The sequence below is a fragment of the Nostoc sp. NMS9 genome, assembly GCF_017114995.1.
GTDB lineage: Bacteria > Cyanobacteriota > Cyanobacteriia > Cyanobacteriales > Nostocaceae > Nostoc.
Map to the genome: position 1 here is coordinate 1 of NZ_JABXKL010000012.1, position 12,112 is coordinate 12,112.

The 12,112-nt window shown below is 43.4% G+C and carries 10 protein-coding genes; 2 read left to right on the forward strand and 8 right to left on the reverse strand.

Going from position 1 to position 12,112, the window contains the following annotated elements; translation table 11 throughout:
- Positions 1–34 precede the first annotated feature (34 nt).
- The 8 genes from HWQ40_RS04425 to HWQ40_RS04460 form a co-directional block, all read right to left on the reverse strand.
- Entirely contained in the window at positions 35–166 is a 132-nt protein-coding gene (locus HWQ40_RS04425) for a hypothetical protein (RefSeq protein WP_292775200.1), read from the reverse strand.
- Between the two features lie 14 nt (positions 167–180).
- On the reverse strand, positions 181–504 hold the full coding sequence (locus HWQ40_RS04430; protein WP_292775201.1) for a DUF433 domain-containing protein: 324 nt from the start codon (positions 502–504) through the stop codon (positions 181–183).
- 151 nt (positions 505–655) lie between these two features.
- Complete coding sequence (locus tag HWQ40_RS04435; protein ID WP_292775203.1) at positions 656–3,778, reverse strand: efflux RND transporter permease subunit; 3,123 nt, start codon at positions 3,776–3,778, stop codon at positions 656–658.
- Positions 3,775–5,334 carry an efflux RND transporter periplasmic adaptor subunit gene (locus tag HWQ40_RS04440; protein ID WP_292775204.1) on the reverse strand — a complete coding sequence of 520 codons (1,560 nt, stop codon included), beginning with the start codon at positions 5,332–5,334 and terminating at the stop codon, positions 3,775–3,777. Before HWQ40_RS04440 ends, HWQ40_RS04435 begins: the two co-directional genes overlap by 4 nt.
- Before the next feature lie 247 nt (positions 5,335–5,581).
- Positions 5,582–6,568, reverse strand: a complete 987-nt coding sequence (locus tag HWQ40_RS04445; protein WP_292775205.1) for an RNA polymerase sigma factor, RpoD/SigA family — start codon at positions 6,566–6,568, stop codon at positions 5,582–5,584.
- Positions 6,569–6,588: 20 nt separating this feature from the next.
- A complete protein-coding gene (locus HWQ40_RS04450) occupies positions 6,589–7,497 on the reverse strand; it encodes a hypothetical protein (RefSeq protein ID WP_292775206.1) in 909 nt (302 codons plus the stop codon).
- Positions 7,498–7,777: 280 nt separating this feature from the next.
- On the reverse strand, positions 7,778–9,058 hold the full coding sequence (locus tag HWQ40_RS04455) for a S41 family peptidase (RefSeq protein WP_292775207.1): 1,281 nt from the start codon (positions 9,056–9,058) through the stop codon (positions 7,778–7,780).
- 125 nt (positions 9,059–9,183) lie between these two features.
- Positions 9,184–9,567 (reverse strand): hypothetical protein, encoded by a 384-nt coding sequence (locus HWQ40_RS04460; RefSeq protein WP_292775209.1) that lies wholly within the window; start codon positions 9,565–9,567, stop codon positions 9,184–9,186.
- Between the two features lie 371 nt (positions 9,568–9,938).
- Between HWQ40_RS04460 and HWQ40_RS04465 the strand changes: the two genes are divergently transcribed.
- Together HWQ40_RS04465 and HWQ40_RS04470 are read left to right on the forward strand one after the other, a co-directional pair.
- Positions 9,939–11,159, forward strand: a complete 1,221-nt coding sequence (locus tag HWQ40_RS04465) for a sensor histidine kinase (RefSeq protein ID WP_292775210.1) — start codon at positions 9,939–9,941, stop codon at positions 11,157–11,159.
- 3 nt (positions 11,160–11,162) lie between these two features.
- The gene (locus HWQ40_RS04470; protein ID WP_292775211.1) at positions 11,163–11,810 is read left to right on the forward strand and encodes a response regulator transcription factor; all 648 of its coding nucleotides are present in this window, start codon (positions 11,163–11,165) and stop codon (positions 11,808–11,810) included.
- Positions 11,811–12,112: the final 302 nt, after the last annotated feature.

Genomic DNA, 12,112 nt, shown 5'->3' on the forward strand with positions numbered 1-12,112 from the left:
GCTAATCCTCCGAAACCTTATTAGGTTCTAGTTTCTAGCCAACGAATCGCACTACTTCCTTTAAACCAACATCCTGAACGCGAAGTAAGTCAAGATTCGGTTGACGCAGAAATAGTCCTCGCACAATATCGCCATTAAAATTTTCATCGCTCAATAACTTCAGCATTGACATTTTTCAGATTATTGCTGGGCTAATAAGCGAGAACGAATTAGGCTCAAATCAGGTTGAACATTTGAAAGACGTTGATGAACAGATTCAGCTAATTGTTCACGTTGTTCGAGGTATAATTCCACAGCATCTCGATGTCGAAGGTAGTAGCCAATTGTCAGGTATACATCAGATAATGACAAGGATGAGTAACGCCCAACAATAGATTCAGGGGATGCACCATCTTGAAAGGTACGAATCACTAGTTCTAGTAAAACCCTTGTATTACCTACCCGAATTGCACCTGTTGCATCTTCACTTAAGGGAGGAATTTCTTGTTCTATTGCTAAAGTCATAGTGTAATTATTCCAAAAACGCTAATATCTAAATTTTAGTGTGGTGCTAATTCGTAATTCGTAATTACAAATTATTTTAATCTGTAGCCTTCGTTTGCAGAATTGATGTTAAATCGAGTATATGTGAAAGACTGATATTGCTTGTTGAATATCACGATCGCTCATCTGAAAATGAAAATACCCGACGGAATTTAACTTGACTAAGCTTTTTCCGCCATGATTCCATGTAGATATAGAACACGGGTGTTAAATACAGCGTCAATATCTGAGAAAACACCAGTCCGCCGACAACTGCAATACCTAAAGGACGACGGGATTCTGAGCCAGCCCCAAATCCGATCGCTATGGGCAAGGTTCCCATTAATGCTGCCATTGTCGTCATCATAATCGGACGGAAGCGCACCAAACAGGCTTGATAAATCGCCTCAGATGGCTTTTTCAATTCTTCTCGCTGGGCAACAATTGCAAAGTCCACCATCATAATCCCGTTTTTCTTGACGATGCCCACTAAGAGAATTATGCCGATGAAAGAATAAACATTGAGTTCGACATGGAATAATATCAGTGTTAACAATGCCCCAAAACCTGCTGAAGGCAAACCAGAAAGAATCGTAATTGGGTGAATGAAATCCTCATAGAGAATACCCAAGATTAGATAAATTACTAGGATGGCGATCGCTAACAGTAAACCCAAACTTGGCAGTGAACTTTGAAATACCTGGCTTGCGCCCTGAAAGCTGGTGCTAATGCTCTTAGGAATCACCTGATTAATCAGTTCTGCAATTTTTTGGTTGGCATTTCCCAAGGACGCACCGGGGGCGAGGTTAAAGGAAATGGTAGCGGCGTTCATCCGACCGTTATGATTGACCATTAACGGGCTGACTCCCTGAGATAGTTTGGCGAATGTCTTCAGAGGAACTGCCACTCCTGTGCTGGAGTTAATGTATAGCGTCAACAGAGCATTGATATCTTGCTGATATTGCGGTGCTAATTCCAAAATCACCTGATACTCATTGGTTGCTGCATAGATGGTTGACACTTGGTAGGAACCGTAAGCACTTCTAAGGGTATTTTCGATTTGCTCGGCGGTAATCCCATAAGTTGAGGCTTTATCGCGGTCAATGTCAATTTGAATCTGGGAAGCAAATTGTAAATCGCTGTTGACATCCTGGAGTTCTGGCAAGTTCTTCATCTTAATCACAAGTTGGGGAACATATTCCTGCAAGGGTTTGACATCAGAACTCTGAAGTGCTATTTGATAAAGTCCTGTGCTTTGTTGAGCGCCAATGGGTATCGCTGGAGGATTTTGTAAGAATACTTGGATGCCTGGAACAGTGGCAAGTTTGGTTCGCAAATTTTGCACGATTTCGTCGGCCCCAAGTTGGCGCTGCGATCGCGGTTTTAACCGAATAAACAAACTCCCGGAATTGGCTGCAACTGCTGCCCCACTGCCACTAGCACTCGCTCCCGCCCCGATATTGGAGTTGACTGCATCTACATTTGGATCTTGGCGGATCAGGTTAGCAACTGTCTGCTGATGCTGGACAAGATTATCGAAAGAGGCATCCTCTGCTGCTTGGGTAATACCTGTAATTTGTCCGGTATCTTCACTAGGAATAAAGCCCTTGGGAACTACCACCAACAACCCAACTGTCACTGCCAATAGAACGACAGATAAAATCATTGTGGTGCGGTGATATTTTAAGACTTTTTTGAGACTCCAATCGTACAAACCGAGGAAGCGATCGAATACATATTCTGAAGCTTGATATAAACGACTTTGATTAGCATGATCCACAGGACGCAGAAAACGGCTGCACAACATCGGAGTCAGAGTCAAAGACACAAAACCAGATACGAGAATTGCAACTGCGATCGTCACAGCAAATTCATGAAATAATCGTCCCAGGACTTCACTCATGAACAACATAGGGATGAAGACTGCAACTAAGGAAAGGGTCATCGATAGGATGGTGAAACCAATTTCTCTCGACCCATTCAACGCCGCTTCTAACGGACGTTCCCCCATTTCCATGTGACGGACAATATTTTCTAGCATGACGATCGCATCATCTACTACGAAGCCCACCGAAAGGGTCAACGCCATCAGTGATAGGTTATCTAGTGAGTAGTGCAGCAAATACATCACCGCAAAGGTTCCAATCAGCGAAACGGGTAATGCCAAACTAGGAATCACCGTCGCCGAGAGGTTCCGCAAAAATATGAAAATCACTAAGATAACTAGAGCGATCGTCAAAATCAAGGTAAATCTGACATCATCCACCGAATCTCGAATTGACTGAGACGCATCATACAGAATCCCAATTTCCACGGATTTTGGAATCTGGTCTCGCAAATTCGGGAGCAATTTCTTAATCGTGTCTACAACTTGTACTGTATTGGTTCCAGGCTGTCTTTGAATGGTGAGAATAATCGCGCGGGTGTTATTGTACCAGCTTGCTACCTTGTCATTTTCTACACTATCAACAATCCTACCCAGTTGATTGAGATAGATGGGCATTCCATCTTTGTAAGACACAATCAACTGGCGATAAGCAGCCGCATCTTGGAGTTGACCGTTAGTTTGGACTGTAAAGTTCTTGTGATTTCCCGAAAGACTGCCAGTGGGCAAATCGACGTTACCCTGTTGAATCGCCGTCGCCACCTGATCTAACCCAATTTGCCGTGCTGCCAATTGCTGCGGATCGAGTTGAATTCGAGCCGCATACTTTTGGGAACCGTAGACAGCTACCTGTGCCACCCCATTAATTGTAGATAGCTTTTGCGCCAGATAAGTCTCGGCATAATTATCTACCTGGGAAAGCGGCAGAGTGGGAGAGTCGAGGTAAAGGTAAAGAATCGGTTGGTCTGCGGGGTTAACCTTACTGTAGGTAGGAGGATTGGGTAAATCCGTCGCAATTTGCCCTGATGCTCCTGATATCGCTGCTTGCACATCCTGCGCTGCATCATCAATATTCCGACTCAGGTTAAATTGCAGGGTAATTTGAGTTTGTCCCAGAGTGCTAGTTGAGTTAAGCGAATCGAGTCCAGCAATACTGGAAAATTGCTTTTCTAAAGGACGGGCAACCGATGCTGCCATTGTTTCCGGGCTGGCTCCTGGTCGGGAAGCACTTACCTGAATTGTGGGATAATCCACACTTGGTAAATCACTGATTGGCAGCAACCGATAACTCATGAAACCGAAGATCAAAATCGCCGCCATCACCAGAGTTGTCATAATCGGGCGGCGAATAAATGGTTCCGAAAGGTTCATGATTCACCTCCGCCTGACTTCGGGGATTCTCCCCCCTGCTCCCTGCCCCCTGTGCCCCTTCCTCTTCTTGACTTCGAGGAATTTTCACCTGCATTTGAGTCATTGGCGCTTGTTTTGATGCGGATTTTGCTACCCGAAACGAGATTCGCTTGACCATCGGTGACAATTTTATCGCCTGGTCGCGGCCCTTTCTGAACCACATCTAGCCCCTGAATGGTGCTGCTAATTGTAACTGGAACATTTTCTACCGTCATGTCTGGCTTAACTACAAAAACAAACTGTCCATCGGGGCCATTCTGCACGGCTTGGGAGGGAACAACTGTTGCATTCGGTTCTTCGGTTAGCGTTAGGGTTGCATTGACAAATTGACCGGGAAACAAGTGTCCCTGAGTGTTGTCAAAGTCACCAATTAGTTGAATTGTTCCCGTGGTGTTATCAACCGTGTTATTGACAAATGTCAAAATACCTGGTATTGAATGAGCTTGATTATCGGGGAACGTCACATCTACCTTCAGCTTGCCATTCTGCATATACTTTTGTACCTGGGGCAGATTTGTTTCGGGAATGGAAAAAGCGACTTGAATCGGGCGAATTTGGGTGAGGGTAACAAGTGGAGTCGTGCTGTTGGCTTGCACCACATTGCCCTGAGTCACGAGAATATTGCCAGCGCGACCATCAATCGGCGCATAAATTTTGGCGTAAGACAATTGCACTTTGGTATTGTCTAATGCTCCCTGGTCTGAAACGACAACAGCCTGAGCATTAGCGATCGCAGCTTGATCCCCTTTGACAACTGCGCCGGCATTAGTCAGCGCCACTCGATCGCTTTTCAAAACAGCCTCAGCATTAGCGATCGCTTCTCGATCTGCCTGAAGTGTTGCTGTAGCCGATTTACTGTTAGAAACGTATTGCTGTGCTTGATCTAAACTAATCGCGCCCTTTTTATACAACGCACCATAACGATCGCTCTGTCCCTGAGCAAATTCTGCTTGTGCTTGATCCTTGGCTAAATTCGCCTCGGCTTGTCGGACTAAGGCTTGGTCTTTGACTAAAGTGGCTCTAGCTTGGTCTACCTGACCCAAATCTCTAGTTAACGCATCTCTAGCTTGTTGTACCGAGGCTTGGTCTTTTGCTACAGTTCCTTGAGCTTGCTGGATTGCAGCAGCTTGCGATCGGTCATCCAGGGTAAACAAAAGTTGTCCCTTTTTTACATCTTGACCTTTCTTGAAATAAACTCCAACGATCCGTCCACTAGCTTGGGGCGTAATCGCAACCGTAGACCCAGATTGCACATTACCGATCGCCTGTAGTTGTACCGGAACCGTTTTTTGTGTCACCATTGCCACGGTTACAGGTGTCACTTGCTGCCGATTACGCCCAGATTTTTGAGTTTTGTCGGACTTGGCTGCACCCGCATAGATACCAAAAAAACCCAGCCCAGCCAGTAACAGCACGCCCAAAATTACCAAACGAATTTTTTTCTTTTTTGGCGATCGCGGTAGCTCCGGTTCTATGCTGTTCTCAGTCAAACGCTCGTTAGAAATTTCATGGTTCATCAGAACCTCCAATGCATTTTAGTTTAAAAACTGTGAAATCCTTTACCACCTCAACTCCCGCTGATACCAATTTCATTTGAAACGGCACATCTAAATAATTAGTTTTTCCGGTTTACTCAATGTACCTTGTCAAATAATGATGATTTTGTCGATTTCAAATCAAACAAATAATATTTTTAAATACCTTTTAAGTAATCATATTCAAAATCTCTCATCATCTTAATTAATACTTTATTTTTACCGATGCTTACTTATTACTTCTTAGCTGCCGATACAGAAGGTGGAGAGCTTGTTTTTCTATCTGTCTGACTCGTTCACGACTAATACCCATACGCTGACCAATCTGTTCTAGAGAAAGTTCATTTCCATCTGTTAAACCAAAGTGTAAGTTTAAGATTTCTTGTTGTTGTTTAGATAAACTTGACAATAAGTCTTCAAGTTCCTGATTGAGAGATTGCTCAGTAGTATAGCCATTTTCAGAATATCTATAATCTTCTATTAAATCTTCTAACTTTACATCTTTGTCTGAGCCAACTCGAAGATCGAGAGAGATAGTTTGACGAGCCAAAGTTAGATATTCCCGAATCTGACTAGGCTCCAAAGAAAGTGCATGAGCAATTTCCGTAGTGCTAGGAACGCGACCCAGTTTTTGAGATAACTCTCGCTGAACCCGCTTAATTTTATTTAACTTTTCATTGATGTGAATGGGTAATCTAATTGCGCGTCCTTGTTGAGCGATCGCTCTGGTAATTCCTTGACGAATCCACCAGTAAACGTAGGTTGAAAATCTGTATCCTAAAGCCGGATTGAATTTCTCAATCCCTCTTTCCAAACCCAAAGTACCTTCTTGAATTAAGTCCATCAGTTCTAAGTTCCGTCTCTGATATTGCTTGGCAATTGACACCACAAGCCGGAGATTAGACGCCATCATTTTCTGCTTGGCTTTTTTCCCTTGATTTAGCTTTTGAAGTAGTTCCTGTTCGCTTAACTGCATCTGGTCAGACCATTCTGACAGTGTGGGGGTACGATTTAATTCAACAGTCAGTTTTTCGGATTCAGCAAGTATTTTCATCATCTGCTGAACTTGTTGGGCAAAAAAAACTTCTTGCTCCTGGGTTAACAGAGGTATCCGCCCAATTTCTTGAAGATAAGCACGTACTGTATCATTTGTAAATTGAGATGCTTTGCTTGTGTTAATAGCTTTAGTATCTGGGAATGATGTTAAGTTACTCATGTTGAGTTAGCCTCTGTCTATTAATTAGGGTATTTTTTATTCGGGAAAAAGCGCAGATAGTGACTCGATGAACCATAGAGATTTTTATAAAAAAACCAGGTATCGAGTACTAACTCCAAGAGAGCAATCAATACCCAAATTGCTAAAGAAACAATTACAGGTAGGCTGAGATCGGGAAATTTCCTTTGCAAATCGATAATGCCAAATAACAGCAAAAACACGAGAGAAACTCCCAGAAGAAAGGACAGCTTGACAATTGCAAGAATGAAACGGCTCATCTCTAGGATGCGATTGTAAAGCTTGGAAAATCTCTCCAGAATTTCTTCCATGTTATTGATGACCAGTAGAATTTGTTGTTGGTGCAGATGCGTAGCTAAGGAACATTGTTGCTGTACTTGCGTCAATTCATGTTCATTCTTGAAATTATCTAAAAGCTTGTCCCAAGGTAGCACCTGAGAGCTAGTTGACCAGATTGGGAAATCCTTTAAATGTAAAGGAACTAAATAGTTAATCAGTGCGATCAGAGTTTTATCAAAATTACTGAGTTCGGGTGGAAGAGACTGAGTTAGACGAATCAGTTGGTCAATCTGAATCTGAAGTGTATAGTAGTCCTCATATCTCCTTTGAGCGATCAACTGACTAGTAAAGGTGAGGAAAACAATTAACACCCCCAATAAAGCAGCTAGGGACTGGGATACAGCAGAAAAGAATTCAATCGCTACCTGTTTAGGTACTGTCAGCCAAGGGGCGTTTTCCCGCATAGCAAAAACCAAGGTGGCAACAAATACAAGCCCGACGATCGCTAGCTGATGGTGGGTAACAATAACTATGATTGTCCGCACTAAAGGAATGTTACTAAGTTGAACCAGGATTTGCAAACCTGGGACTGGTTCACAAATTTGAAGTCGTTGGGCTTTGCGGGTTGACATGATAGAAAACTACAGTTCCTGATTTGTTAAGGAAGGCAGGAGGCAGATAGCGCAGCCTTAGCGAGTCCGCGTACTCTTACAGAGAAGCAAGCTACGCGTAGCATCTCGTAGAGAGCGTCGGGCAGAAGGCAGGAGGAAAACTGCTCTTTGTTTCCTGTCACGATCAGATGGGTCTTGGGTTTAAGACCCCCACTAAATTGAAAATTTGGGCTGCTTATTCAGAAGAGGTCTGAATCCCCAACTGAGGTAAAAAAATAAAACCTTCTGCCCCCTGCCTCCTTCATTTCCCATGTTGCAAACTCACATGATTGGCTCCAGACTGAATCAATTTGCTTAGGTCAGCAACGGCGCTAGCATACTGAGGATCGGCTAATGTCGCCAAAGTTTGGTTTTGCACTAAGGCTTTCTGTTGTGCCTCGGTTAAATCCACGTTAATATCTGGGGCAATGCCAACATGATTGATATCTCGACCTTTCGGTGTGTAGTATTTAGCGATCGTTAGTTTCAGCCCCGAACCATCCTCCAGTGGCTCTACGGCTTGAACTAAACCTTTACCGAAGGTGCGAGTCCCTACTAAAGTGGCGCGATTATCATCTTGCAGCGCTCCCGAAAGAATTTCGCTGGCGCTAGCAGATCCCTTATCAACGAGTATTACTAAGGGTTTGTCGGTGAGAGGATGTCCCGACGCATTGTAGCTTTCTTTCACTTGGTCTCGATTTACCAAAGACACGATCGCCCCTTGCTTCAACCACATACTGGCAATTTGCAAACTTGCATCCAGCAGTCCACCTGGATCGGAACGCAAATCCAAAACGTAGCCCTGCACCTGCTGTTTTTCTAATGCTTGAATTGCCCGATGCATCTCTGCGGGGGCAGTTTGCGTAAACTCTGGCAAACGAATGTAACCAATCTTACCTGATGCTGTGGTTTGCGTGTTGTAAGTTACAGGATGAATAGCAATATTTGCACGGGTAAGTTGGAAAGTTTGCGATTGGCTACCCCGTTGAATCATGAGTACTACCTTGGTTCCCACTGGGCCGAGAATCCGCTTCACCGCATCCTCAATTTTCATCCCCTGAGTTTTTTGACCGTTAATTTGGACAATTACATCGTCCGGCAAAATACCCGCTTTAAAAGCAGGGGTTCCTTGAATTGGGGCGACAACAGTTAAGGCTTTAGTTTTTTCATTCTGTGCCAGTTCCAGCCCTACGCCACTGAGGTTGCCAGAAATATCATTATTTAGGGCTTTAAATTCTTGTGGGTCAAAAAACTCGGTGTAGCGATCGCCTAATTTCGCCACCATTTCTTCAATCGCCCCATAAGCCTCTTTCTTGGAACTATAGGAACGGCTAAGATACTGCTGTCGAATTGCTTGCCAATCTTGATGGTTAAAGCTGACATCAACATAGTTTTTATCTAGGATTTGCCACACCTCATCCACCAGTTTTTGAGAGCTAGGTTGTGGTTTACCTAGAGCTTTGGAAGTGTAAAGACTAGTTCCTACAAGGATTACTGCGATAACAGCCAGTTCTATCTTGACGAGAAATTTTTGTTTAAACATACTTAAATTATTGAAGAATAACCCATAATTCAGAATGCAATCAATGAAAGGCTGAATACCCCACTAACAGATAATTACTTCTGAATTCTGACGACTGACTCCTGAATTCTGTTTTGATAAAACTACTAAGAATTATCTTGAGATTTTCCTTTACGGTGGGGATAGGCAGTTTTAAAAATATCCTGAATTTTAGTCTTTTGTTCAGTGGTAAGATTCAGGCTCAACACTGCTTTACGCATTTTTTCACCTTGTTGTAATTTCGTTGACAATTCCTTTACCTGGTCTGGGGTGAGAACTGCCTCAACTTGCTTGCGAATTTCTTCACGCTTTTGAGCGCGTTCTGCCGTATTCGATGCTGGAGAGTTTGTCGTAGAAGTATCAGATACCTTTGTGCCAGAATCATTCCCTTGAGATACATCTGGAGATTTAGAACTGCTGCAACCTGTCATTCCTCCAATTAGGATAGTTGCAAATAGCAGGCTTGGTAAAATTATCTGTTTTTTAATCATTTATTTCTCTTGTTTTTTTGTGTGTAATAGAACTGTTCTGACTCAATTTCGGTGAGAAGATGTTTGAAAACTTGCTGCTTTACTCACACCAGCTAATCTTAGAAGTTGGAATGAGTTTGCACATGAGCTAGAATTCCTAACCTGACCAGTAAAAAAGTACTCAAGTTATTGTGACTTTTTTCCTAATTTAGAAATAATTAATTAGTCGGAACGGCTCTACCGATACTAGAGACAGATTCGTTATATAGAAAGGAGAGTTTTATCTAAACAGCACTTATCTCTCAGCTTCCTGCCTTCTGTACCTATTTCCCTCTAAAATAGTGAAAATACCTATGGTTTTGTTACAAAGACCATTGAGTTGGAACAGTTCTATGGTTAGCTTGACCTACCCAACTTTCCGTTTGTTGCTTTACCTAGAGTGGCTGTTATTAGCCACGGCAGTGTTTATGGAAGTTCTGCTGCCGTTTCAGTTGTCCTGGTCTTTGCCGCTAGGAGTTCTGGCGATCGCAACTTTCAGCTTGATGGGTTTGAGGCTACCAATGGTGAAGCCGGAAACCAAATTAATTTATACAGCCCTGGAATTCGGTTTAATTTTGCTGCCAGCGACTCAACATACTTTATCGACTCGCTCCGTTTTCCTGCTGTGTCTGGTACTGGTGATGCGGAGTTGTCTCATATTTAAGCGATCGGGACAGTTGGCTGTCTTGATTTTATCTCTGCTTTCTTATGGAACGCTGCTTTTATCAAGACCGATTGTACCTGAGAATTTTATGCCAGATAAGCTGGTCCTGATGTCCTGGGATTGGCGATTAAGTAATATATTATTGTTTAGCTTAACGTTAGTATTCGCTTTATTGTTAATTAATGCTCTGCTTGCAGAGCGCCAAAGTCGAGAGCAGTTAGAAATTGCCCATCAGCAATTAGAGATCATCAATCAACAACTGTGCCAGTATGCCCTGCGGATTGAAGATCAGGCAACCTTGCAGGAACGCAACCGAATTGCCCGCGAAATTCATGATGGGTTGGGACACACTCTCGCCGCCCAAACCATTCAGATTAATAATACTCTGTTGTTTTGGCAATCAAATAATGATAAAGCATTGACATTTCTCAAACAGGCAAAAGAACTAGGGGCTGAGGCGCTGCTAGAAATTCGGCGATCGCTTTCGGTTTTGCGTTCAAATCCTTTGCAAGGGCAATCTCTCAAATCATCCATTGAAAAGCTGTTGATAGATTTTCAGCAAACCACAGGTATTGAACCATCTTGTAAAATTGATCTCCCGTACACTTTACCAACAGAAGTAAACACAGCCCTTTACCGCATTGTGCAAGAATCGCTGACAAATATTTGCAAACACGCCCAGGCGACGAGTGTCACCGTTAAACTTCTAGCTCACGCTGGGATGATTCATCTGTCAATCGAAGATAATGGAAAAGGTTTTAACCCCACTCAAAATACAACCGGATTTGGATTACAAGGGATGCGAGAACGGACGGTTGCACTGGGCGGCCAGTTGAATCTCCACAGTCAACTAGGAACAGGTTGCTGTATTTCTGTTTCTTTGCCACTCTCAAAGCTGTTGGTGTTTTAGCTTATGATTCGGATTTTATTAGTTGACGATCAGCATCTTATTCGTCAGGGACTTAAGAGTATGCTTGAGTCCAATACAGAGATGCAGGTAATCGGTGAGGCGGAGAATGGGCAACGGGCACTCGAACAAATTGCTGCACTGCAACCCGATATTGTGCTAATGGATATCCGAATGCCCGTAATGGATGGAGTTGCCACCACAAAAGCGATCGCTCAACAATATCCTGACATTAAGGTTCTCGTCCTCACTACCTTCGATGATGATGAGTATGTTTTCCAGGCGATGCGGCTGGGTGCAAAGGGCTATTTGCTCAAGGACACCGAACCAGATGAATTAATGTTGGCAATTCGATCCGTCTACAAGGGACAAACCCTACTCGGCCCGGGATTGTTTGAGAAAGCACTCACGCCGATTACCGCACCTGTCCAGTCTGTGCAACCCCCTCCAGAATTAGCGCAACTCACAGCCAGAGAATTAGATGTATTGCGGTTAATTGCTTGTGGAGCTAATAACCGTGAAATTGCCGAATCGCTGTTTCTTTCAGAAAATACTGTTAAAAATTATGTTACCAATATTCTGAGTCGGTTGAGTTTACGCGATCGCACTCAAGCTGCTTTGTTTGCCCATTCGTTGTTTGGTGGGCTTAAGTAGAGTCTACTTGGGCAAGGGATATTATATCGTTCACTAGATCGTGAGTTTACCCCACCCTAACCCTCCCCTTGGAAAGGGGAGGGAACTAGATTCCTGTTTCCCCCCTTTCCAAGGGGGGATTAAGGGGGGTAATTTGACTTGTGTATACACCGTAGTAGCAAAGGGAGGGGAGACAAAGCGTAGCTTTGACGGGGTGGGGTTCAAATTTTGTGATTTATGCAAGAATTCTATGGCACATTGTGTATTAACTCCCGGTTCGCCCATTTTTTTATGAGTTAGGGAAAATAAGCAGTTAAAAGTAT

Excerpts from the sequence above, each read along its gene's own strand:
- HWQ40_RS04425 (WP_292775200.1), bottom strand. The coding sequence starts at position 166 with ATGCTGAAGTTATTGAGCGATGAAAATTTTAATGGCGATATTGTGCGA.
- HWQ40_RS04430 (WP_292775201.1), bottom strand. The coding sequence starts at position 504 with ATGACTTTAGCAATAGAACAAGAAATTCCTCCCTTAAGTGAAGATGCA.
- HWQ40_RS04435 (WP_292775203.1), bottom strand. The coding sequence starts at position 3,778 with ATGAACCTTTCGGAACCATTTATTCGCCGCCCGATTATGACAACTCTG.
- HWQ40_RS04440 (WP_292775204.1), bottom strand. The coding sequence starts at position 5,334 with ATGAACCATGAAATTTCTAACGAGCGTTTGACTGAGAACAGCATAGAA.
- HWQ40_RS04445 (WP_292775205.1), bottom strand. The coding sequence starts at position 6,568 with ATGAGTAACTTAACATCATTCCCAGATACTAAAGCTATTAACACAAGC.
- HWQ40_RS04450 (WP_292775206.1), bottom strand. The coding sequence starts at position 7,497 with ATGTCAACCCGCAAAGCCCAACGACTTCAAATTTGTGAACCAGTCCCA.
- HWQ40_RS04455 (WP_292775207.1), bottom strand. The coding sequence starts at position 9,058 with ATGTTTAAACAAAAATTTCTCGTCAAGATAGAACTGGCTGTTATCGCA.
- HWQ40_RS04460 (WP_292775209.1), bottom strand. The coding sequence starts at position 9,567 with ATGATTAAAAAACAGATAATTTTACCAAGCCTGCTATTTGCAACTATC.
- HWQ40_RS04465 (WP_292775210.1), top strand. The coding sequence starts at position 9,939 with ATGGTTAGCTTGACCTACCCAACTTTCCGTTTGTTGCTTTACCTAGAG.
- HWQ40_RS04470 (WP_292775211.1), top strand. The coding sequence starts at position 11,163 with ATGATTCGGATTTTATTAGTTGACGATCAGCATCTTATTCGTCAGGGA.